The 23,302-nt window shown below is 59.5% G+C and carries 21 protein-coding genes and 1 pseudogene; 5 read left to right on the top strand and 17 right to left on the bottom strand.

Annotation, left to right across the window (positions count from 1 at the left end):
* Window positions 1-44 precede the first annotated feature (44 nt).
* The 8 genes from acpP to BN1136_RS12415 all read right to left on the bottom strand — a co-directional run bounded on the left by acpP (window position 45) and on the right by BN1136_RS12415 (window position 5,745).
* On the bottom strand, window positions 45-281 hold the full coding sequence (gene acpP, locus BN1136_RS12445; protein WP_005300909.1) for an acyl carrier protein: 237 nt from the start codon (window positions 279-281) through the stop codon (window positions 45-47).
* Between the two features lie 157 nt (window positions 282-438).
* A complete protein-coding gene (gene fabG, locus BN1136_RS12440) occupies window positions 439-1,173 on the bottom strand; it encodes a 3-oxoacyl-ACP reductase FabG (protein WP_043760496.1) in 735 nt (244 codons plus the stop codon).
* Between the two features lie 13 nt (window positions 1,174-1,186).
* Window positions 1,187-2,122 carry an ACP S-malonyltransferase gene (fabD, locus tag BN1136_RS12435; RefSeq protein WP_043760499.1) on the bottom strand — a complete coding sequence of 312 codons (936 nt, stop codon included), beginning with the start codon at window positions 2,120-2,122 and terminating at the stop codon, window positions 1,187-1,189.
* A 66-nt stretch (window positions 2,123-2,188) separates the two neighbouring features.
* The gene (locus tag BN1136_RS12430) at window positions 2,189-3,148 is read right to left on the bottom strand and encodes a beta-ketoacyl-ACP synthase III (RefSeq protein WP_043760500.1); all 960 of its coding nucleotides are present in this window, start codon (window positions 3,146-3,148) and stop codon (window positions 2,189-2,191) included.
* Window positions 3,149-3,154: 6 nt separating this feature from the next.
* Entirely contained in the window at window positions 3,155-4,174 is a 1,020-nt protein-coding gene (gene plsX, locus BN1136_RS12425; RefSeq protein WP_043760502.1) for a phosphate acyltransferase PlsX, read from the bottom strand.
* Between the two features lie 9 nt (window positions 4,175-4,183).
* Window positions 4,184-4,351 (bottom strand): 50S ribosomal protein L32, encoded by a 168-nt coding sequence (gene rpmF / locus BN1136_RS19915; protein WP_005300935.1) that lies wholly within the window; start codon window positions 4,349-4,351, stop codon window positions 4,184-4,186.
* A 20-nt stretch (window positions 4,352-4,371) separates the two neighbouring features.
* Complete coding sequence (gene yceD, locus BN1136_RS12420; RefSeq protein WP_029314532.1) at window positions 4,372-4,893, bottom strand: 23S rRNA accumulation protein YceD; 522 nt, start codon at window positions 4,891-4,893, stop codon at window positions 4,372-4,374.
* A gap of 195 nt (window positions 4,894-5,088) precedes the next feature.
* Window positions 5,089-5,745 carry an START domain-containing protein gene (locus tag BN1136_RS12415; protein WP_043760506.1) on the bottom strand — a complete coding sequence of 219 codons (657 nt, stop codon included), beginning with the start codon at window positions 5,743-5,745 and terminating at the stop codon, window positions 5,089-5,091.
* A gap of 172 nt (window positions 5,746-5,917) precedes the next feature.
* On the opposite strand from BN1136_RS12415, the gene BN1136_RS12410 reads away from it, so the two are divergent.
* Complete coding sequence (locus BN1136_RS12410) at window positions 5,918-6,499, top strand: Maf family protein (RefSeq protein WP_043760509.1); 582 nt, start codon at window positions 5,918-5,920, stop codon at window positions 6,497-6,499.
* Window positions 6,500-6,551: 52 nt separating this feature from the next.
* On the opposite strand, the gene rluC is transcribed toward BN1136_RS12410, so the two are convergent.
* Entirely contained in the window at window positions 6,552-7,496 is a 945-nt protein-coding gene (gene rluC / locus BN1136_RS12405; RefSeq protein WP_210548736.1) for a 23S rRNA pseudouridine(955/2504/2580) synthase RluC, read from the bottom strand.
* Between the two features lie 414 nt (window positions 7,497-7,910).
* Between rluC and rne the strand changes: the two genes are divergently transcribed.
* Window positions 7,911-11,048, top strand: a complete 3,138-nt coding sequence (rne, locus tag BN1136_RS12400) for a ribonuclease E (RefSeq protein WP_043760513.1) — start codon at window positions 7,911-7,913, stop codon at window positions 11,046-11,048.
* Between the two features lie 784 nt (window positions 11,049-11,832).
* Here the strand turns inward: rne and BN1136_RS12385 are convergent.
* From BN1136_RS12385 to apbC, 4 genes are all read right to left on the bottom strand, one after another.
* Window positions 11,833-13,305, bottom strand: a complete 1,473-nt coding sequence (locus BN1136_RS12385) for an inorganic phosphate transporter (protein WP_043760519.1) — start codon at window positions 13,303-13,305, stop codon at window positions 11,833-11,835.
* A 323-nt stretch (window positions 13,306-13,628) separates the two neighbouring features.
* Entirely contained in the window at window positions 13,629-14,210 is a 582-nt protein-coding gene (gene dcd, locus BN1136_RS12380; protein ID WP_043760526.1) for a dCTP deaminase, read from the bottom strand.
* Between the two features lie 63 nt (window positions 14,211-14,273).
* Window positions 14,274-14,918: a uridine kinase gene (udk, locus tag BN1136_RS12375; RefSeq protein ID WP_043760528.1), complete on the bottom strand. Its 645-nt coding sequence runs from the start codon at window positions 14,916-14,918 to the stop codon at window positions 14,274-14,276.
* A gap of 108 nt (window positions 14,919-15,026) precedes the next feature.
* Window positions 15,027-16,109: an iron-sulfur cluster carrier protein ApbC gene (gene apbC / locus BN1136_RS12370; protein WP_043760531.1), complete on the bottom strand. Its 1,083-nt coding sequence runs from the start codon at window positions 16,107-16,109 to the stop codon at window positions 15,027-15,029.
* Window positions 16,110-16,294: 185 nt separating this feature from the next.
* Here apbC and metG point away from each other — a divergent pair, with 185 nt between their 5' ends.
* Entirely contained in the window at window positions 16,295-18,328 is a 2,034-nt protein-coding gene (metG, locus tag BN1136_RS12365) for a methionine--tRNA ligase (RefSeq protein WP_043760532.1), read from the top strand.
* 70 nt (window positions 18,329-18,398) lie between these two features.
* Here metG and BN1136_RS12360 read toward each other — a convergent pair whose 3' ends face one another.
* On the bottom strand, window positions 18,399-19,124 hold the full coding sequence (locus tag BN1136_RS12360; RefSeq protein WP_052365674.1) for a CHAD domain-containing protein: 726 nt from the start codon (window positions 19,122-19,124) through the stop codon (window positions 18,399-18,401).
* Window positions 19,125-19,137: 13 nt separating this feature from the next.
* On the bottom strand, window positions 19,138-19,410 hold the full coding sequence (locus BN1136_RS12355; RefSeq protein WP_043760538.1) for an acylphosphatase: 273 nt from the start codon (window positions 19,408-19,410) through the stop codon (window positions 19,138-19,140).
* A gap of 84 nt (window positions 19,411-19,494) precedes the next feature.
* Here BN1136_RS12355 and BN1136_RS12350 point away from each other — a divergent pair, with 84 nt between their 5' ends.
* Window positions 19,495-20,925 (top strand): methyl-accepting chemotaxis protein, encoded by a 1,431-nt coding sequence (locus tag BN1136_RS12350; RefSeq protein WP_043808590.1) that lies wholly within the window; start codon window positions 19,495-19,497, stop codon window positions 20,923-20,925.
* Between the two features lie 111 nt (window positions 20,926-21,036).
* On the opposite strand, the gene BN1136_RS12345 is transcribed toward BN1136_RS12350, so the two are convergent.
* Window positions 21,037-22,587, bottom strand: coding sequence for a flagellin N-terminal helical domain-containing protein (locus BN1136_RS12345; protein WP_043760564.1), 1,551 nt, complete (start codon window positions 22,585-22,587; stop codon window positions 21,037-21,039).
* A 328-nt stretch (window positions 22,588-22,915) separates the two neighbouring features.
* Between BN1136_RS12345 and BN1136_RS12340 the strand changes: the two are divergent.
* Window positions 22,916-23,113: pseudogene (locus BN1136_RS12340) on the top strand (23S rRNA (cytosine(1962)-C(5))-methyltransferase RlmI); the annotation flags it as partial.
* Here the strand turns inward: BN1136_RS12340 and BN1136_RS20240 are convergent.
* Window positions 23,041-23,211 (bottom strand): hypothetical protein, encoded by a 171-nt coding sequence (locus BN1136_RS20240; protein ID WP_407921454.1) that lies wholly within the window; start codon window positions 23,209-23,211, stop codon window positions 23,041-23,043. The pseudogene BN1136_RS12340 and the gene BN1136_RS20240 overlap by 73 nt on opposite strands.
* Between the last annotated feature and the right edge of the window lie 91 nt (window positions 23,212-23,302).

Here is a 23,302-nt window from a genome sequence, read left to right as displayed (position 1 = left end):
CATAAAAGAAGCGGCCCTTGGGCCGCTTCTTTCAGAACAGGAACTTATTCCTGATTAGCGGTGATGTAGTCGATAGCCGCTTGAACAGTGGTGATCTTCTCGGCTTCTTCATCAGGAATTTCGGTATCGAATTCTTCTTCCAGCGCCATTACCAGTTCAACGGTATCCAAAGAGTCAGCGCCCAGGTCGTCGACGAAGGAAGCAGCGTTTTTCACGTCTTCTTCTTTAACACCCAGTTGTTCGATGATGATTTTCTTTACGCGTTCTTCGATGTTGCTCATGACCTGAATTTTCCTTTAAAAATACGCTATTGCGTCTGGTTGGGGTAGTGTATTCAATTGACGTGAGTTTGCAAGTGACTTGCCGCTGGTCAAACCACGAAATGTGCCAAACTTCGGCGTATTATCGCAAATTTGAACAGAACTCACGACAAATTGATTACACCATGTACATCCCGCCATTAACATGCAGGGTTTCGCCGGTAATATAGGCGGCATCATCTGATGCCAAGAATACCACAGCGGCAGCAATTTCCTTCGGATCGCCCAGACGGGCGGCAGGTACCTGACTCATGATGCCGGCGCGCTGCTCTTCGTTGAGCGCCTTGGTCATGTCGGTTTCGATGAAACCGGGGGCAACCGCATTCACCGTGATGCCACGGGATGCCACTTCACGGGCCAGCGACTTGGTGAAGCCAACCAGACCCGCCTTGGCAGCAGCATAGTTGACCTGGCCGGCGTTGCCCATGGTACCGACCACGGAGCCGATGCTGATGATACGGCCGTTGCGCTTCTTCATCATGGCGCGCAATACCGGCTTGCTGAGGCGGTACAGGGAGGTGAGATTGGTGTCGATGATCTCGTTCCACTCGTCATCCTTCATCCGCATCAGCAGGTTGTCGCGGGTGATGCCGGCGTTGTTGATCAGGATGTCGATCTCACCGAAACGCTCCTTGATGGCGGCGAAGACGGCCTCGATGGATTCCTGGCTGGTCACGTTCAGCGCCATGCCGCAGCCCTGCTCGCCCAGATAGGCGCTGATGGCGTCGGCACCGCTCTCGCTGGTCGCCGTGCCCACGACTTTTGCACCACGGGCCGCAAATGTCTCGGCAATCGCACGACCGATGCCACGACTGGCACCGGTGACCAACACAACCTTATCGGTAAAACTCATGACTTGCTCCTGTTTACTTGATCTGGGCCAGCGCCTGCTCGAATGAGGCGGCGTCGTTGGCGTGAATGCCTTCCACGCGTGCGTCGATGCGCTTGGCCAGCCCGGTCAGCACCTTGCCCGGCCCCATCTCGATCTCGAGGGTGACGCCGTCGTTGGCCATCCGCTCTACCGTCTCGGTCCAACGGACCGGACTGAACAGCTGGCGTACCAAAGCTTGCTTGATGGCGGCCGGATCCTGCTCACAGGATACGTCGACATTATTGATGACGGCGATGGCGGGAACCTTGATCTCGATCCCATCCAGCGCGGCGGCCAGTTTTTCGGCGGCCGGTTTCATCAGGGCACAGTGGGACGGCACGGAAACCGGCAGCGGCAGCGCGCGTTTGGCGCCGGATTCCTTCATCAGCACGTTGGCGCGCTCGACGGCCTCTTTGTGGCCGGCGATGACCACCTGGCCCGGGGAGTTGAAGTTCACCGGGGAGACCACCTGGCCCAGGGCAGCTTTCTCGCAGTTGGCGGCGATGCTCTCATTGTCCAGGCCGATGATGGCAGCCATGGCACCGGTGCCTTCCGGCACGGCTTCCTGCATGGCCAGACCGCGCAGCTCGACCAGCTTGACGGCATCGGCAAAGGCCAGCGCGCCACTGCACACCAGGGCGGAATACTCACCCAGGCTGTGACCGGCCATGACGGCCGGGGTCGCCCCGCCCTGCTGCTGCCACAGGCGCCACAGGGCAACGGAGGCGGTCAAGAGCGCCGGCTGGGTGCGCCAGGTCTTGTTCAGATCCTCGGCCGGCCCTTCCATTACCAGGGCAAACAGGTCATAACCCAGCACCTGGCTAGCCTCGGCGAAGGTCTCTTTAATTACGGCGTGTTGCTCGGCCAGCTCGGCCAGCATGCCGACGCTCTGGGAGCCTTGTCCCGGGAAGGCAATGGCAAATCGGGTCATCATTGATTCCTTTAAGGTAAGACGAATTTGGGAAGCGGGCGCCCGAGGACCGGGCACCGCTCGGTATCAGAGGCGAACCAGCGCAGAGCCCCAGGCAAAACCGCCGCCGAAGGCTTCCAGCAATACCAGCTGACCAGGTTTGATGCGACCGTCGCGCACCCCTTCATCGAAGGCGATGGGCACGGAGGCGGCAGAGGTGTTGCCGTGGCGGTCCAGGGTCAGGATCACCTTGTCGAGCCCCATGCCGAGTTTCTTGGCGGTGGCGTTGATGATGCGGAAGTTGGCCTGATGAGGCACCAGCCAGTCCAGCTCGCTCGGATCGATGTTGGCGGCGGCCAGGGTCTCGGTCACGATCTCGCTCAGGCGCGTCACCGCGACCTTGAAGACATCGTTCCCCTTCATGTACATGTAGGCTTCGAGCTCGGCACCCGGCATGCCACGACGGGGTTGCGGCAACTTGAGCAGCTCGCCGTAACGGCCATCTGCGTGCAGATGGGTGGAGAGGATACCCGGCGTCTCGCTCGCGCCGATCACCACGGCCCCTGCCCCGTCACCGAACAGAATGATGGTGCCGCGATCATCGGGATCGCACATGCGGGACAGCACGTCGGCACCGACCACCAGGACGTGGCGGGCTGCACCGGATTTGACGAACTGATCGGCGATGGCGAGGGCATAGGTAAAGCCGGCACAGGCGGCGGCGACGTCAAAGGCCGGGATCCCCGGCACCTCGAGCAGCCCCTGCAGTTCGCAGGCGGCGGCAGGGAAGGCATTCTCCGCACTGGTGGTGGCCAGCACTATCATGTCCAGATCGGCCGCAGTCAGACCCGCGGCGTCCAGCGCCCGCAAGGCCGCCTGATGAGAAAGGGTGGCGACGGTTTCGTCGTTGCCCGCGATGCGGCGTTCACGGATCCCGGTGCGTTCCACGATCCATTCGTCACTGGTCTCAACCATCTGTTCAAGATCGGCGTTGGTACGAACCGAACTCGGCAGATAACTGCCAGTACCCAGAATTTTGCTATGCATAGAGTTTTATAAATCCCTGTCGGAAAAGACAGATTCAAGGCGATCTGCTATCTGCAATGGAAGTTGATGTTTGGCTTCTTGTGCGGCAAGCAGGATCGCATGACACAGAGCGCGCCGTTCGGCCCGCCCATGGCTTTTTACCACAATGCCGCGCAATCCTAACAGACTCGCGCCATTATACTGGTCGGGGTTCAGGTAAGAAAAACGCCGTTTGAACATAAATCCGGCGAGTCGGCCAAGAATACTGCGTTTTTTGCGAGGATATCCGGCCAGTTCGGCCATCATGCGCACAACGCCCTCGGCAGTCTTGAGCGCCACGTTGCCGACAAAACCGTCGCAGACGATGACGTCACAGTCGCCACTGAAGATCCTGTCCCCCTCGATGAAACCGGCAAAATTGAGGGCGCGGCACTGGCGCAGCAGCTCGGCACTGTGGCGGACCAGGTCGTTGCCCTTGATCTCCTCCTCTCCCACGTTGAGCAGCGCCACCCGGGGGGAAGCTATACCTTCGACCTTTTCCGCGACCACGGCCCCCATCACCGCAAATTGCAGCAGGGTATCGGCATCGCAGCTCACGTTCGCCCCCAGATCCAGCATCACGGTGCGCTTGCCATTCACGGTCGGCAGCGCCTTGATGAGCGCGGGGCGGTCGACCCCGGGCAGGGACTTGAGCACGCACTTGGCCATGGCCATCAGGGCCCCGGTGTTGCCGGCACTGACGCAGGCATCGGCAGCGCCGCTCTTGACCAAGTCCAGGGTCACGCGCATGGAGGAGTCTTTCAGGGTACGCAGTGCCACGATCGGCTTTTCGCCCATTCCCACAACCTGGGAGGCATGCACGAGTCGAACGCGAGGATGATTCAGCAAGCCATGTTGCTGCAGCAGAGGTGCGGTCTGGTGTTGGTCACCGACCAGGACAAGATGTAGCTGGGGCAGAAGAGACAGTGCCTGCACGGCGGCAGGCACTGTTTCCGAGGGGCCGATATCACCCCCCATTATGTCTAGCGCGACAGTTTGCGTAGACAAAGGCAATCCTTAAGCGATTACCTTTTTACCGCGGTAGAAACCATCGGCAGTCACGTGGTGACGACGATGAATTTCGCCACTGGTCTGATCAACAGTCAGGGCTGCAGTGGTCAGTGCATCGTGGGAACGACGCATGCCACGCTTGGCGCGGGTTTTACGGTTCTGTTGTACGGCCATGGTAGGCTAACTCCTAAAATTCACTTACGTTTGAGCGCTTCAAGAACTGCAAAGGGATTCGGCCGCTCATCAGCAGGTTCGATTTCACCCCAGGTCATCTCCATGTTACCTCGCGGGCAGACATCCACTGGATGCATGGCCACCTGAGGTAACGAGAGGATGAGTTCATCCTCCAGGATTTGATGAAGATCTATCTCGCCGTTTTCGTCCAACTCAATGGGCTCATAAGCTTCCGGCAGTTCTTCCTCGTTTGTCCTTTCGAACAGCGGAGTGTAGATAAAACTAGCTTCACAAAGGTGTTCGAACGTCTCTCCACAACGCTGGCAAACCAGGTCAACCTTGGCATGGGCAGTGCCTTTCATAACGGTCAACTTCTGGACATCTTTGCCAAAGTGCAGGGTGACATCCACATCACTTCGCAAGCCTTCGGTTGATTCCTCCAGCCTGGGCATCTGCGACTTTTCCACTATCCCGACATAATCGAGTAGCTTCAAGGCATTACGGACTGGATCAACCTTAACGGGCAACTTCACCTTTTGCATAGGGCGCGAATATTATAGGTCCAACAAGGGATAGTCAAAGGAAAAAGTCCTTACCGCCGATGATTTTAACTGCACAGGCCCCTGCAGGCAGGAACTTGTGTTCATCGGTGGCCGATTATGCCACAAGCCGCAGGATCCCGCACAGGATCCTGCATCGCCAGAGCGAGGACGGGCCATGGCCCCTCCCCTCCTCCCTCAGGAAATATCGGGACAGCGCTGGCCACCGCCGAGTAAACGTTGCGAAGGGGCAACCCTGGGCTGCTCTTCCATCAGGCGCCGTATGGCTTGAAAACTCTCCATGGCGGCCTTGATGGCCATGGAATTAACCAGCCAGCCAGGCAGGTTGTTGCCCGGATTGGTGTAGGTTTCGAGCCGGATCAGGGTGGTGCCATCCGCTCTGGGCCTGGCTTCCCAGCGACCTGAGCTCTCCCGGATCCGGGCCAGCCCGTGATGCAGCGGCAAGGCATCCGGCTCTGCCCAGACCTCGAGCGTCAATCCGCAGTCGGCACTCCTGATCAGATGAGAGCGGGTGATCAGTTCTCTGTCCTGCACCGGCCAGGGGGCATGAAGCCGGGTGTAAACCAGATCGTCATCGGGGCCTGACTTTGCCAATAGCCGTACCTCACGACTCTGGGGCAACCACTCCCGGTGGCGCGCTGTGTTGCGCAGCACGGCCAGCAGCGCGGCCGGCTCGGCTCTGACGATCATCTCCAGACGCAGCGCCAGAAAAGCGGCTGGAGGGCGTGGCTGTGTCCAGAGCAGGATCCCCCCTTCCCCCTGACGGTATTGCCATCCCGCGCCCCAGGCGGTGAAGGGGAACAGCATCAGGATCAGCACCGCGTATCTCGTCATCTCTCCTCGCCCTCGTCATGTCGTCCCTGTGTCATTCTTGACCGCCGGCGTGCAGGCTTCCAGCTCAGAGGCTGTCACCACCGCTCATGGGCCCATGCCGGGGGATATTTGCGCCGACCGTTGCCCGAAGATAGAATCAAGCAATTGATTTATAAATGGATATCCCTAGAAGATGCAAATGCCCCTGATCCTCGCCTCCACGTCACGCTATCGCAAGGCGCTGCTGGAAAAACTCGGCCTGCCATTCCAGTGCGCCTCTCCAGAGGTGGATGAAGCCCCCATTCCCGGAGAATCGGCAGAAGCCCTGGTTAGCCGGCTGGCACAGGCCAAGGCGATGGCCATTGCCGAGCGTCATGATCACGGGCTGATCATCGGGTCGGATCAGGTGTGTGTCTGTGACGGGCAGATTCTTGGCAAGCCGGGTACGGTGGAGAATGCGGTGGCTCAGTTGATGAGGGCGCAAGGCAAGCATGTCACCTTCCTCACCGGTCTGTGCGTGATCGATGCCGCAAGCGGCCATGCCGAACAGATGGTGGAACCTTTCGCCGTGCATTTTCGCTCTCTGGACGAGGCCGCCATCCGCCGCTATGTGGAGGCTGAACTGCCCCTCGACTGCGCCGGCAGTTTCAAGTGCGAGGGGATGGGAATAGTACTGTTCGAGGCCTTGGAGGGGCGGGATCCCAATGCGTTGATCGGCCTCCCTCTTATTGCCCTGATCGACCTGCTAGGGCGCCATGGCCTGCATCTGCCCTGAGACGAGGGGGCGATGGCAATGGAAAACGGGAGCCTTGGCTCCCGTTCTAGTTTCAGCGTGGCAGCTTGCCGAGGAACGCCTCGAGTTCCGGTGACAGCGGCGCCTCCACCTGCATCTCCCGGTCGTCGGCGGGATGGGTGAAGCTGAGCTTCCAGGCATGCAGGAACAGCCGTTTCAAGCCCTGGGCGCGCATCTTCTCATCGAACGCCGCCTCCCCGTACTTGTCATCGCAGGCGATGGGATGGCCGGCGTGCTGGGTATGAACCCGGATCTGGTGCGTACGCCCGGTGATCGGACTGCACTCTACCAGGGTGGCTTCGGCGAACTGGCGGGCAATCCGGAAACGGGTCTCGGATGGCTTGCCGTCGCTGCTGACTCGCACCACCCGCTCACCGGACTGCAGATCATTCTTGCGCAGTGGCGCATTGATGACCTTGACGTGGGGCTGCCACTGGCCGCGTACCAGCGCCAGATACTGCTTGCGCATGGTCTTGACCCGCAGCTGCTCGTGCAGGCTGCGCAGAGCGCTGCGCTTCTTGGCAACCAGCAGTACGCCGGAGGTATCGCGATCCAGCCGGTGTACCAGCTCGAGGAACCGGGCTTCCGGGCGCAGGGCACGCAACCCCTCGATGACGCCAAAGGAGAGGCCGCTGCCGCCGTGCACCGCCATGCCGGATGGCTTGTTGAGCACTATCATGGCGTCGTCTTCAAACAGGATCTGGCTCTCCAGACGCTGGATGCTGCCAAGATTGGCGGAGGGCAGCTCGTTCTTCTCGGCCACGCGCACGGGGGGCACCCGTACCTCGTCGCCCGTGCAGAGTTTGTACTCCGGTTTGATGCGTTTCTTGTTGACGCGCACCTCGCCTTTGCGAAGGATGCGATAGATCAGGCTCTTGGGGACGCCCTTTAACTGAGTCTTGAGAAAATTGTCGATGCGCTGCCCGTCATGCTCAGCTTCGATGGTGAGCAGCTGCACTTGTTGATGTATCTGTGTCATGGCGCGGATTTTAACACCGCCGACAGCCCTTGGCTGCATGCTTTGTTAAAAAATGGCGTCTTGCTATAAAAGTGGTTTAAATGGGATAATAAACAAGGTTTTGTCATTGTGTTCAAGCCTTGTACTAAGTGGCCAAAATGTATGCCACCCAATCCCGAAACACCGTGTATACAAGAACATGACGGTTCCCGGGTGCGAGGTACAACGCATGGAGAACGCAAACAGAACCGACGTAAATTGTCTCCACACCGGTATCCTTAATTCACGCCCTCTCGAGATGGCTGAACCAGAGTGCCCTTAGTTTGCGCCTCATGCATGCCCCAACCGGGAGGTTGCCCCAGCATGCTGAAGACCCGAGGCCGGCGCCGGCAGGACCCTGTGGAGGAATCAAAATGACAAAATAATGAGAACTCAATGAAAAGAATGCTAATCAACGCGACTCAGGAAGAGGAGTTGCGCGTAGCGCTGGTTGACGGACAACAGCTCTACGATTTGGATATTGAAAGTCCGGGGCATGAGCAGAAAAAAGCGAACATTTACAAGGGTAAAATCACCCGTGTAGAACCCAGTCTCGAAGCTGCTTTTGTCGACTATGGCGCCGAGCGCCACGGTTTCCTGCCGTTGAAGGAAATCGCCCGCAATTACTTCCCCTCCGGTTACTCCTATCAGGGTCGTCCCAACATCAAAGAAGTGGTCCGCGAAGGCCAGGAAGTCATCGTCCAGATCGACAAGGAAGAGCGTGGCACCAAGGGTGCGGCCCTCACCACCTTCATCAGTCTGGCCGGCAGCTACCTGGTGCTGATGCCGAACAACCCCCGTGCCGGCGGCATTTCCCGTCGCATCGAGGGTGACGAGCGGACTGAACTGAAAGAAGCCCTGAGTGGTCTGACCGTGCCGGACGGCATGGGCCTCATCGTGCGTACCGCCGGTGTCGGCAAGTCCCCGGAAGAGCTGGAATGGGATCTGAACGTTCTGCTGAACCACTGGGACTCCATCCACAAGGCGTCACAGAATCGCTCCGCGCCGGTGCTCATCCATCAGGAGAGCAACGTGATCGTGCGAGCCATTCGTGACTACCTGCGCCGCGATGTGGGCGAGATCCTGATCGACAATCCGGTCATCTTCGAACGTGCCAAGTCACATATCGAGCTGGTTCGTCCCGATTTCCTCAATCGCGTGAAGCTGTACAAGGGTGACGTCGCCCTGTTCAACCACTTCCAGATCGAGAGCCAGATCGAGTCGGCCTTCCAGCGTGAAGTGCGTCTGCCCTCCGGCGGCAGCATCGTCATCGATCCGACCGAGGCGCTGACCTCCATCGACATCAACTCCTCCCGCGCCACCAAGGGCGGCGATATCGAAGAGACCGCGCTGCAGACCAACCTGGAAGCGGCCGACGAGATTGCCCGTCAATTGCGTCTGCGCGACCTGGGGGGTCTGATTGTCATCGACTTCATTGACATGACCCCGGTTCGCCATCAGCGCGAGGTGGAAAACCGCCTGCGTGAAGCGGTGCATCAGGACCGTGCCCGCATCCAGCTGGGGCGTATCTCCCGCTTCGGTCTGCTGGAGATGTCCCGTCAGCGTCTGCGTCCCTCCCTCAACGAGTCCAGCAGCCATATCTGCCCCCGTTGCCAGGGTCAGGGGGTCATCCGTGACAACGAATCCCTCGCCCTGTCTATCCTGCGCCTCATCGAAGAAGAGGCCATGAAGGACAACACCGAGCAGGTGCATGCCCAGGTCCCGGTCGATGTTGCCGCCTATCTGCTCAACGAGAAGCGCACCTCCATCGCCAACCTGGAACAGCGCAATGATGTGCGTGTCTACATCATTCCGAACCAGCATCTGGAAACGCCTCACTACGAAGTGACCCGCATCCGCCAGAACGAAATCCCGGAAGCGGCCAGCTACGAGCTCAAGACCGAGATTGCCAAGCCGGTGTACCAGCCGCGCCAGGCTCAGGTCATCGAACGTGAGCAGCCCCTGCTGCAAGGCTTCGCCCAGGCTCCCCAGCCTGTCGCCCCCGTCGCCGCGCCAGCACCTGTTGCCGCTCCGGCACCGGTCGAAACCGGTCTGTTTGGCAAGCTGGTCAAGGCCATCTCCGGTCTGTTCGGCTCTTCCACCGATGCCGCCCCTGCCGAGGTGAAGGCTCCTGCCGAGAAGCCGGCCGCCCAGCGCGAAGCGCGCAAGGACGAAGGCCATCGCCATCAACGCGACGAGTCTCGCAGCCGCGGTCAGCGTGGTCGTCGTGACGACAATCGCGGCAACCGCAGTGTCGAGGCCGGTGAGAAGCGCGAAGGCGCTGCCAGCCGCGAGAGCGGTGATCGCAATCGCCGTCCGCGCAAAGAACGTGAGCCTCGTCAAGAGCGTGAACCGCGTCAGGAACGTGAAGTGCGCAGCGAACAGCGCATGGAGCGTGAGCCCCGCGAGCCCCGTCAGGAACGTGAACCGCGCGCCCCGCGTCCGGCCCGCGAGCCCCGTGCCCCGCGTGAGCCCCGTGCCGAGGTCGTGGTTGAAGCGCTCGATACCGTAGAGACCGCCGTTGCCAGCGCTGAGCCGCGCCAGGAAAAAGAGCAGAAAGTGGCCGAACGCCGCGAACGTCGCCAGCTGCGCAAGCAGATCCGCGTCGATGTCGCCGCCGACACCCCTGCCCTGCCCGCAGACGAGCAGGCTGCTGATGTCGCCGAGATGGAAGCCGTTGCCGTTGAGCAGCAAGAGGAGCAGGGTGAAGGCCAGCGCCGTTCCCGTCGCACTCCTCGCAATCAGCGCATCGAGGGTCAACGTCGCAAGCGCATCAACGAGGAAGCGCGTGGTCAGCGTGATGACGAAGCCCAGGGCGACGTACAACTGACTACCGCCGCTCAGGCCGACGCAGCGCAGGTGAAGGTGGAAGAGCCTGCCGTCCCTGTCATCACCATCCCGAGCGCGGAAGCCGTGGCTGCCGCACTGCAGGCTTCCGCCGCGCTGACCGAGCACGTGGTTGCTGAAGCTGTTGCCGAAGAGGCTGCAGAACAGGCACAAGCCGCACAGGTTGCCGAGTCTGCCACCGTCGAGGCTGCCGCGCAGGTTGAACCTGTCGTTGCTGCCCCTGTGGTCGTGGAAGCCGCCGCCGAGGTGGTTGCTGCCGAGCCTGCGGTTGTCAACGTGGAGACCAAGGCCGAGGAAGCCCCGCAAAGTGAAGCTGTCGTGGCCGAATCCGTGGCTGACGACGTCACCAACGTGGACGCCGCCCCTGCCGTGATCGCCGAGCCGGTTGCTCCCGTGGCGCCAGTTGTTGCCGACGTCGCCGCCAAGGCATCTGCAGCAGCAGAGCCCGAAGCCGTCGTTGAAGCCGCCGAGCCTGTGACCCAGGTCGTGAGCAAGGGGGCCGGTGTATTGGCCCGCGCTCGCAAGGCCTCCGCGCCCATGGCAACCCCGGCTGCGGCCCCCGCGCCGACGCCTCGCGAGCCGATTGAATACGCTCCTCTGGTGCGTAGCGCGGTCGCGACCTCCGGCCGTCACGGTGGCAGCACCTCTGCCAGCAACGTGGCAACCAGCCCGGCCGGTCGCCCCTGAGCAAACTCGCTAGCCTGACAAAAGAGCCACACAATGTGTGGCTCTTTTTTTTTGACTGGTAAATACCATTTTAGCGGTGCCCTGCTTTCTTCAGGGTTCTCTGGTGCTCAGAGAAACCAGACCTCCATCGCGTGAGTACCCAACCAAACATCCCACGCTTGTTGCCAGTCTTCAAAGTATCCCTGGCAGATGTTCATTCTCCGCACATATTGATGCCTCGCCTTTTCATTGTCCCCCGAACCGTTGGCAGCGCCCTGGCGCTTCATCAGCCCACCCGATATTGTCGAGCCACCGCTCAGCCGGGCTAGAGTAGTGGCCTGCGAACGACCAAGCATGTATTTCTTGTGCAATGCCGAACCCTATCTTCGCAATCTGGAGCGGGCACATCCCTGGAGGACGTATCCGAGGGGTATCTGCCCTCTCATCAACGCACCTCCCCCGCGCTTGCCGTGCTGTTTCTCTTATTGGCTACGAGGGTGTTTTGAGGAAAACATGAGTGTTAAGGTGGGAGACGTTGGTTATTAAAAATCTAGTTTGATGGCATATATTGTCTTGTATCGAAGGCATAGAAGAAGCGAGACTTCATGGCGTGCGCGGTCGGGGCTATCAACCCTGTCAGGCCAACCATTACAGCCATTTTCTCCTGCATAGCCTCTGATAGCTGCAAATTCCAAGCAATGAAGCCGGCGAGCTTCCCCCTGACATCCTCCAAATCCTCAAGACCCTTTCCGGGACAAGAAAAAAGGGCCCGCAGGCCCTTTAAATCGTGTGTCTTATCCGGTCATCAGCCGCCGAACAGATTGTTGCTCACCAGGAACAGGCCGCCAGAGAGCAGCATGGTGAGCGGCAATGTCAGCACCCAGGCCAGCAGAATGGTCTTGATGGTCTGGCTCTGCAGGCCAGACTTGTTGGCAACCATGGTTCCCGCCACCGCAGAAGAGAGGATGTGGGTGGTGGAAACAGGCATGCCGGTCAGACTGGCTACCCCGATGGAGGCAGCCGCCGTGATCTGGGCGGCAATACCCTGGCTGTAGGTCATGCCGGAAGAGCCGATCTTCTCGCCTACGGTGTAGACGATGCGACGCCAGCCCACCATGGTGCCGCAGCCCAAGGCCAGAGCGATGGAAACGATGACCCAGGTCGGTGCATATTCGGCGGTGGCGGTCAGATCCTTGCGCCATTTGGCAAGATCCGTCAGTTCCTTGGCCGGCAGCGGCAACTTGGAGACCTTGCGAGCGGTATCGTCGATACACAGCAGCAGACGACGCACTTCGCGGCGATCCACCAGGCTCATCTCCTCATAGGTACGCACCTGGCCAAGACGACTGTCGAGGGTAGCCATGGCTTGCAGGGCCTCACCGGCCTCACAGTGGGTCATCAGCTCTTCCTGGGCCTTGGCCGGTACGCTGAAGTTCACCAGATGGGAGACCTGCTCTTGATTGCGCTGGTAGATCTCCATGATGCGCTGACTGGCATCCTGAGTGCGGTCCAGATCATAGGAGCGGCTGTTCATGTCCAGGGCAAAATAGGCGGGCGCCATGCAGATCAGCACCAGCATCACCAGACCGATCCCCTTCTGACCGTCGTTGGAGCCGTGCACGAAGCTCACCCCCATGGCGGAGGCCACCAGCGTCAGACGGGCCCAGAATGGCGGGTGCTTCTTGCCATCCACCAGCAGGCGCTCTTCCGGGGTCTTGTGGATCTTGCTGCCGAGCCAGATCCGCTTCATGGCGAACAGCAGCAGAGCGGCAATGATGAAGCCCACGGTGGGAGAAATAATGAGGGAAAGCATGATGTCGATGGCTTTACCGACGTTGATGCCCTCTTTCAGGGGCTGATCGCTGATCAGGGCATAGGCACCGCCTACCCCCAGGATGGAGCCGATCAGGGTGTGAGAGCTGGACGCCGGGATGCCGAAATACCAGGTCCCCAGATTCCAGACAATGGCTGAAAACAGCAGGGAGAAGACCATGATCAGGCCCTGGGTGGAGTCCATCCCCAGCAGCAGATCGATGGGCAACAAATGGACGATGGCATAGGCCACCCCCAACCCTCCGAGCATGACCCCGGCAAAGTTGAACAGGCCGGAGGCCACCACCGCCATATGGGCAGGCATCGCCTTGGTATAGATAACCGTTGCTACCGCGTTGGCGGTATCGTGGAAGCCATTGATGAACTCATAGGCCAGCACAAAAAAAACGGCCAATACCAAACCGATTGACCACCAAAAACCCAAACCACTAAACATTTCAAACATAAAAACGAACCTGTTTATGAGTTGCGGCGGATTATGCCAGAAGGCTCGATGCGCCATACCCGTTGTTGAAATATTTCAGTAAGAAAAAAAAAGGGCATTCCGACAGAAAATGTCTTAGCCCCTCTCGGAGTGAGGCTTGTCGAAGATTAATTAAAGCCCCTCACCACCCTCAATTTAAGCCTCATAAGAGGCTAATTCATCAAAAATAGCAAGTCGACGGCCCCCCTTTATTTCATCCTGTTGCCATCAACGCCTCGCTTGTCAGACATGCAAAGAGGGTGCAATTGCACCCTCTTTATACAGGCAAGACGATATGTGGCGGCTCAGTCCTGGTTGATCCGGCTCGCCACGGCACCTTGCTGGCTCTTGTACTTGGCGTTCTCACGCTTGTTGTACGGGCGGGCCGCGGTGCCCGAGAGCATCTCGAAGTTCAGCGCACCGATCTTCATCTTGGGACGCAGGGCCAGGGGCAGCTTGCCGCCGTTGTAGAACTCCAGCACGATACGGCCGGACCAGCCCGGATCGATGCGGTGTGCGGTCACGTGCACCATGAGGCCGAGGCGCGCCAGGGAGGAGCGACCATCCAGCCAGCCGACAATATCGGCGGGCAGGGTCACGGATTCATAGGTTACCGCCAGTGCCAGCTGGCCCGGGTGCAGATAGAAGGCTTCGCCGTCGGGAATGTGGATCTCCTCGCTCATCACCCGCTCGATGGCATCGGCCATCTCGGCACTGGTGCCCCCGAGGTCGATATAAGGTGCGGTATGATCGCGAAACACCCGAAACTCGTTGCCGAGCAGCACGTCGACGCTGACGCCACTGATCCGCTCAACACCGGGCCGAGGCTCGATGACGATCTTGCCTTCATCCAGATGCCGTTCGATATCGGTATCACAAAGACGCATTGTGCGACACTCCTGAGAAATGATTCATTTGAAAAAGCCGGGCATCACCCGGCTTGTTTTCACTCAACCAATCAGCATGTGGCGGATACGCGCCTTGAGCATGTCGATGGCGATGCGGTTCTTGCCACCGCGGGGCACGATCACGTCCGCATATTGCTTGGACGGGTCGATAAATTGCATGAACATGGGGCGCACCGTCTTCTGGTACTGCTTGAGCACGGAGTCCATGGTACGGCCACGCTCCTGCACGTCGCGCACCAGGCGGCGCAGCAGGCAGATGTCCAGCGGGGTATCCATGAAGATGGAGGCGTCCATCAGATCCCGAAGCCGGTTGTCGGTCAGCAGCAGGATCCCTTCCAGAATGATCACCTTGCGTGGCGCAAAGCGGGTCACTTCATTCATCCGGGTGTGTTCGGAGTAGGAGTATTGCGGGATCTCGACCCCCTCCCCCTTGAGCAGAGAACCCAGGTGCTCTACCAGCAGGCTGTGATCCATGGAGCTGGGATGGTCATAGTTGGTCTTGACCCGCTCTTCCATGGTCAGGTGGGATTGATCCTTGTAATAGCAATCCTCGGAGATGACACCGATTTCCCCAGCCCCCAATTCGGCCACCAGCTCTTCATAGATGGTTTGAGCGATAAGACTCTTGCCGGAAGCGGATGCACCAGCAATACCGATGATCACACAGGAATGTTGAGTATCAGACATTGAAAATACCTAAAGAGAAGAGCACTGGGGATTGTTTAAACCGATCCATTATATGAAAAAGGGTGGGCCATGCCCACCCCAAATCCGCCTCGCGCGGTCGACAGCCGATTATTCGTCCAGCGCCATCGTGTAGAGCGGGGTCGCAATCGGTTTACCGCTGAAATAGAGCTCGGCGCCCACCCGACGCGCCAACTTCAGGTAGGTCTGTGCCAGTTCGCCGTCCGGCTTCCCGAACACGGTGGGACAGCCGTCATCCATGTGCTGGCGAATGTCGATGTGCAGCGGCAGCTGACCGAGCAGCGCCACCTGATACTGCTCCGCCATCTTCTGGCCGCCGCCGGTTCCGAACAGGGGCTCGTGGTGGCCGCAAGCGCTGCAGACGTGATAGCTCATGTTCTCGACGATGCCGAGCACGGGCACATTAACCTTGTTGAACATGGCGATCCCCTTGCGGGCATCGGCCAGGGCCACGTCCTGCGGAGTGGTGACGATCACCGCGGCCGTGGTCGGCACCTGCTGGGCCAGGGTGAGCTGGATGTCGCCGGTGCCCGGCGGCATGTCCACCACCAGATAGTCCACCTCGCCCCACCGGGTCTCGTGCAGGATCTGTCCCAGCGCCTTGCTCGCCATGGGACCGCGCCAGATGGTGGCATCCTGCTCGGCCACCAGATAGCCGATGCTGTTGCTCTTGATGCCACACGCCATGACAGGCTCCATCATCTTGCCATCGAAGCTCACGGGGCGCTCCTTGAGGGTCCCCGTCATGGTCGGGATGGAGGGGCCATAGATGTCCGCATCGAGGATGGCCACCCTGGCCCCCTCTTTTTGCAGCGCCAGCGCCAGGTTGACCGCCGTGGTGGATTTGCCCACCCCACCCTTGCCGGAGGCGACCACCAGGATGTTGCGAATCCCCTGTACCGCCGCCAGCTGCTGCGCACGCGGCATGCTGGCCACCTCTATATCCCCCGTCCAGTCGATGCGGGTCGCCCCGGTGGCACTGCGCAGCCGCGCATCGAAGGCTTCTTTTATCTGTTCAAACAGGGATTGACCGGCAAAGGGCAGCACCAGCTTGATGGTCAGGGTCTGCCCCTGATGCTCCACGGTTCGCACAAAACCGGCTGCGACCAGATCCTTGCCCCATCCGGCCGGCTTAAATTCGGCCAGGATATTTTTTACTGAATCAATCACCATTAACTCCCCATTATGTTGTCGTTATCCTGAGGTGGACGGTTACCGCACACAAATCAGTGGCTTGCCGATGCCTGCGTGGCGCCACAGGCCATGGCCGGGCGGGCCACAACCCTAGGCAGGGCGCCCCCAATTCGGGTAACATGCACGGCACTGTATCATCCCAACAGGCACATAAAGAACGTATTATGGCAACTGATCCTCGTAGAATGCTGGTAACCTGCGCCCTCCCCTATGCCAACGGCTCCATCCACCTCGGTCACATGCTGGAACACATCCAGGCCGATATCTGGGTTCGTTATCAGCGAATGCGCGGCCATCAGGTGCACTTCGTCTGTGCCGACGATGCCCATGGCACCCCCATCATGCTCAAGGCCCAGCAGATGGGGATCACGCCGGAAGAGATGATTGCCGCCGTCTCCCAGGAGCACCAGAGTGACTTCGCCGGTTTCAACATCAGCTTCGACAACTATCACTCGACCCACAGTGACGAAAACCGCGAGCTGGCCGGGCTTATCTACGGTCGTCTGAAAGAGTCCGGCAAGATCAAGATCCGCACCATCTCCCAGCTGTTCGATCCGGAAAAATCCATGTTCCTGCCGGATCGCTTCGTCAAGGGCACCTGCCCCAAGTGCAAGTCCCCCGAGCAATACGGCGACAACTGCGACAGCTGCGGCGCCACCTACAGCCCGACCGAGCTCATCGAACCGAAATCCGCCGTCTCCGGCGCGACCCCGGTAATGAAGGACTCCGAGCACTACTTCTTCGACCTGCCGCAATTCGAAGCCTGGCTGGCTGGGTGGGTGCGCGGCTCCGGTGCCATCCAGGAAGAGATGGCCAACAAGATGCAGGAGTGGTTCGAAAGCGGCCTGCAGCAGTGGGACATCACCCGCGATGCCCCCTACTTCGGCTTCGAAATTCCCGGTGCCCCGGGCAAGTACTTCTATGTCTGGCTGGATGCCCCCATCGGTTACATGGCCTCCTTCAAGAACCTGTGCAACAAGCGTGGCGACATCGACTTCGACAGCTACTGGAAGGCAGACTCCGACGCCGAGCTCTACCACTTCATCGGCAAGGACATCGCCTACTTCCACTGCCTGTTCTGGCCGGCCATGCTCGAAGGCGCTAACTTCCGCAAACCGACCAAGGTCAACGTGCACGGCTACGTGACAGTCAACGGCGCCAAGATGTCCAAGTCCAAGGGTACCTTCATCAAGGCCTCCACCTACCTGAACCACCTGGACCCGGAGTGCCTGCGTTACTACTACGCCGCCAAGCTCAACAGCCGCATCGACGACCTGGATCTCAACCTGGAAGACTTCGTCTCCCGCGTCAACGCCGACGTCGTCAACAAGCTGGTGAACCTCGCCTCCCGCAACGCCGGCTTTATCGCCAAGCGCTTTGACGGCAAGCTGTCCGCCACTTGCGCCGAGCCAGAGCTCTACGCCGAGTTCGCGAGCGCCAGCGCCGTCATCGCGGAAGCCTACGAGAGCCGCGAGTTCAGCCGTGCCATCCGTGAGATCATGGCACTGGCCGACAAGGCCAACCGCTACGTGGACGACAAGGCCCCCTGGGTCATCGCCAAGCAGGAGGGCGCGGACGCCGAGCTGCAAGCGGTCTGCTCCGTCGGCATCAACCTGTTCCGCGTGCTGATGGCTTACTTGAAGCCCGTCATGCCCGAGCTCGCCGAGCGCGCCGAGGCCTTCCTGGGCGAGACCCTGACCTGGGACGGCATCGTTGCCCCCCTGGTCGACCACACCGTTGCGCCCTTCAAGGCCCTCTTCTCCCGCATCGAGCCGGCCAAGATTGAAGCCATGATCGAAGCCTCCAAGGAAGATCTCGCCAAGGAGCAGAGCCAGAAGCCGGCCGGCCCCCTGGTCGACGACCCCATCAGCGAGACCATCGCCTACGACGACTTCGCCAAGATTGACCTGCGCGTGGCGCTGATCAAGAAGGCCGAAGCGGTGCCGGAAGCGGAGAAGCTGCTGAAACTGCAACTCGACATCGGCGGCGAGACCCGTCAGGTGTTCGCCGGCATCAAGTCTGCCTACAACCCGGAAGATCTGGAAGGCAAGCTGACCGTGATGGTGGCCAACCTGGCCCCGCGCAAGATGCGCTTCGGCATGTCCGAGGGCATGGTGCTGGCCGCCGGCCCGGGCGGCAAGGATCTCTGGATCCTGGAGCCCCAGGAAGGCGCCCAGCCCGGCATGCGTGTCAAATAAGCTGTACGCAACATGACATGAGAAGAGAGGCCAATGGCCTCTCTTTTTTTGCCTGATTGTTCCCCAGACGCTAACGCTGCAACGCCAGCCTGAGGCCGACAAGCTCTGCCTGACGACAATCGAGCTGGCGCAACTGGCAAAGGATGCCCTCTTTCAGGGCCCGCTTCTGCCTGCCGTGCCCTGGCTCCCTATCGAGACGCCTGAGCCATTGCCGCGAATCCTGCAGCTGACCCAGCCTGTCCTGCCACTCCACCAGCATGGCAAGCCAGGCCGACTCCCCCGCCCCCTGGCCGAGCAGCAACTCCACCCCGTAGCGGGTCTGCTTCAACACCAGTCGCAGCCTGTGCCAATGACGCAGCCGCTGCCTGCGCCCCGCTGAAACCGGTGCGGGCTCCGCCAGGCAATCGGCGAGATCCAGCGCCAGATGCAGCTGGAACAATGGCAAGGGGTTGAAGTCGGCGGGCACCTGCCGGAGCCTCTCCAGCCAGCGGGTCAGGCGCACCGTCAGCATGGGCACCCGGGGGGCATCGCCATGGCGGGAGGACGCACCAAAGTGTGCCGCATAGACCTGGGCATCGCGCAGGGTGGAGAGCCGGCCCACCGCGCACTCGAGTCGCCGCTCCAGACCGGGGGCATGGACGAGGGGCCGCCACAGGGCGAGCAGGGCAAGCAGGCGGCGCGCCGCAATCCGGTAGGCGTGCACCTCGTCCGTGCCGGCCCGCTGGCGCACAGCCAGGGTGGCCGCCCCGTATTCACCGATAAGGCGGCAGGCCTGCTCCATCCCCCCTGTCGTCATCCTCCGCTCCCGATCAGTTGGTATGAAAACCCGATCCCGTGGGCGGCAACGCCTGGGCGCACTCCATCCGGGTCACGGTGGCGGTTCGGGGCCCATGCTCCAGCCAGCCCAGCATCATCTGTACTTTTTGCTCCGGGCCGGCAATGAGGATCTCAACCGACCCATCCTCCAGGTTGTAGGCGTGGCCTCGCAACCCCAGTTGCAGCGCCCGCTCCCGGGTGAAGTAACGAAACCCCACCCCTTGCACCTGGCCCCACACCCGCACGACAAACGATTGCTCTCCCATTTATCACACCTTTCGCTTAAGTAATTTCTCTCCGGGGCGATAATTAACGCGACATTTCCTCCCCTTGCAGGACGCAATACCATTATGAAAGAAGTTAAATTCCGGTGGGTTGACCGTTATCTCATTCACCTCACGATTAACGAGAAATTTCTCATTACCTTCTGGTTTCCCCTGTTGTTCATCGCCTTCCTCACCTGGTATCTGCTGGCCGACGGTCATGACCAAGAGATGCGGATCAGGCTGGATCAGCTCCAGCAGCGGGTCGACACCACAGCCCAGCTGGTCAGCCAGCAGCCGACCCTCACCCTGCCGGCGGATCTCGTCCTGACACCGGCCGCCACGACCGGCCTGAACCAGCAGGGAGAGGTCTATCACTATAGCGCCAGCGCAGGCCAGGCGGGCTTCCTGACCGGATCCCTGGACACCGGCCGCTATTCCCTCTGGGATGGCCAGGGCACGACCCTCACCATCATCGCCGTGCTGGCGGCCCTGCTGGCCCTCATTACGCACTATCTGATGACCTTCGTCTCCGGGGCCCTCTACTCCACCAACAAGGCACTGCAGACAGTAGCCGGGGGCGATCTCACCTTCCGCCTCAACTTCTTCCCGGTGCGGGACGAGTTCTCCATCCTGGCAGGCAGCATCGACAAGTTCACCGATCGCCAGCACAAGATAGTGCAGCTGGTAGAAGAGTCAGCCGAGGCACTCACCCTGGCGGCGGACGAGTTTCGCGAACACGCCAGTGACGGCGAGACCCAGGCCCGCGCCCAGCGCCAGCACATGGACTCCCTGGCCACCGCCATGGAGCAGATGTCTGCGGCCATCCGGGAAGTGGCCCGCAATGCCAACGACCCCCTGCTTCAAACCCGCCAGTCAAGCGAGGAAGCCGCCCACGGCGCACAGCGGGTCGCCCGCACCATCAATGCCATCGCCACCCTGGCAGACGAGATAGGCAACGCCTCCGGCGCCGTCGAGCGGCTGACCCACAACGCCAACCGCATCAACGAGGTGATCAGCGTCATCAACGCCATCTCCCAGCAGACCAACCTGCTGGCCCTCAACGCCGCCATCGAGGCGGCCCGGGCCGGCGAGCAAGGCCGCGGCTTTGCCGTAGTGGCGGACGAGGTACGCACCCTCGCCAGCCGCACCCAACAGGCCACGGTGGAGATCCAGCAGATGATCGAAGAGCTGCAGGCCGGCACTGGGGCGCTGAACGACATCATGGAGAAGACGGTTGGCCGCGCCGCCAGCAGCCAGCAGCTCATCACCGAGGTCGGTCTCGACATCGACAAACTCAGCAGCCACAGCGATGCGGTGCTGGAGATGAGCACCCAGATAGCCACCTCCAGCGAGGAGCAGAGCTCGGTGGCCGAGGAGATCACCCGCAGTCTGGACAAGGTGCGGCAAGAGGCGTGCCGGGTGGAAGAGTCAGCCAGCGCTGCGGTGGCCGGCACCATGGGCCTCAAGGGCACGGCCAGCGAGCTTGGTCAGGCGTTGACCGGCCTCAGGATCTGACATCACCTCATAGAAAAGGGCCATCATCATGACGGCCCTTTTCCTTTATCAGTTTCAATATTCAGTCACGCAAGATCAATTCTCTCGATCATTCACGCCCCCTAATACGACTCAGACTTGCAGCAAGTTGAGCGCTATATTGGGGCGACTGTTGGCCTGACTCAGGATAGCTGAGCTGGCTTTCTGCAAAATCTGGGTTCGCACTAGGCGAGCAGACTCACTGGCAAAATCGGCATCACGGATCCGCGAACGGGCAGCACTCAGATTTTCATGGCTGCTACTCAGATTACGCACAGTCGCATCAAGGGCGTTGGCCTGCGCACCGATTCGGGAACGTTGTACCCCTAGCTGCCTCATCGCTGTATCAAGTGTCTTCACCGCTTGGCTTGCATTATTGCCATTTAGTACATCGATGTTATCGACGGTGTACTTCATTTTATCTTGTGGGAACAAGCCCAGTGCGCTGAGAGTGCCCCCTGTCATATCAATATTTGAATATTGATCACCCGATGACGATAGCTCAAGTTGCCCTATATATGTCGTCTCACTGATGTCGGTCAATAGAGCACTGAGTGACGGATTAGCCACTATCGGCGGAGGTGGCGGAGGTGGTAAGTCTGGCGGGGGAGGAGGAGGAGGGAGAGGAGGTTGTGGTGGATGATTGGAGCCGTTACCCAGGGTGACGCTATTGCCCTGAAGACTGTTGATAGTGATTTGATTATTAGCAGGGTTATTGTTAAATGAACCACTGACATAAAAACCTAACCCTAGAGAAGATGCTACCAAATTGATCTTGCTAACAACAGTTGACATCAAACTGCTATTTTTAGTTGTCGGATTAATGGGATCCCAACCTGTCATGTTAATACCGTTCATAAGGTCTACTGTCTGACCTCCGATATCGATATAGGCAGGCAACATAGATAAATCAACGGATGAGGCTACAGAGAAAGGCCTCTGCCTGGCCTCTACTGGCCCTTGGTTATTGGGAAACTGGGTAGCATTGATATCGGCAACAAACTCTTCCAGAGTTCCATAATCCTTGTCAAAGCTCACGCCATTGAGCGTAATGGGTTGTGACGCAAGTTTTAGACTATCAATACTATAAGCACCTGGCCTACTGCCTGCAGGGCTACGAGCCAGCCATCCCATTTCTCCGAGATTTTCAGTCTGTGCATTCAAGTCGGTAATAACGATATTTTGCCCTGCGTAAGCGCCGATAGAAAATGCCCCCTTAAATGTGCCCGCCAAGAGCTCTTGTCCGGCGAACCGGGTACCGGTGGCTATACGGTCCATTTCCAGCCGCAACTGTTGAAACTCAACATTAAGCGCCTTTCTATCTTCATCCGTATTGACACCACTGCCCGCTTGCAAAGCAAGGGTTCTCATTCGCTGCATCAATCCCACTGATTCATCAAGCGCTCCATCAGCCACATTGATGACGGACATGGCATCATTGGCATTGCGAATGGCACCATTGGTACCGTTGATTTCACTGGTCAGACGGCTGCTTATCTGCAGACCGGCTGCGTCATCCGCAGCACTGTTGATGCGTAAACCTGAAGAGAGTCTTTTGAATACAGAGTCTAGGGTCGTGGCTGATCTATCAAGGTGGCGTAATGCCGCAATAGCAGAAACATTGGAACGAATGGACAGGGTCATAAAATACTCAATCAACACCAAAGGATTCAATGTGGCCTAACCAATCTATCGGCATCGCCAAATGACTCTTTAGGGGGAATATCTAACGATAACCAACGCCTCTAGCTCAACTGCTGAGGAGATCACTTTCTCTCCATGAGCTTTCTGTTAGCCCCCTGGGTTTCGCGACGTTTCATTGAACAGGAATACGATCCAAGTCCCTTGTCTATTTGTTTCGCCAGATGGTGATGGCTGCATCTTCTCCAGATAACACCGCAAAAAACTGGCTTAGATATGCTGCTCCACATAAAATGTGGACCCTTTTCTTTTGACCATCTGGCAACTACCCATGAGCGCTTCCATCTATCTCGTCAAAGGCCGCGAAAAATCCCTGCTGCGTCGCCACCCCTGGATCTTCTCCAAGGGCATCGAGCGGGTTCAGGGCAATCCCATCGACGGCGACACCGTCGAGATCTACACCAACGATGGCAAGTGGCTCGCCCGTGGCGCCCGGTCCGGCAGCTCCCAGATCCGGGCGCGGGTCTGGGAGCTGCCGGACCAGACGCCCCGGGCGAGCCACTTGCCATCGTTGGTGTAGATCTCGACGGTGTCGCCGTCGATGGGATTGCTCTGAACCCGCTCGATGCCCTTGGAGAAGAACCAGGGGTGGCGCAGCAGCAGGGATTTTTCGCGGGCTTTGCCGTGATAAGTGGGAGGGCTGCAGGGGAGGTGTCAG

Source organism: Aeromonas taiwanensis (assembly GCF_000820165.1).
Classification (GTDB): domain Bacteria; phylum Pseudomonadota; class Gammaproteobacteria; order Enterobacterales; family Aeromonadaceae; genus Aeromonas; species Aeromonas taiwanensis.
Note: the sequence above shows the minus strand (reverse complement) of the source record. Positions and strands in the feature narration are given on the sequence as shown.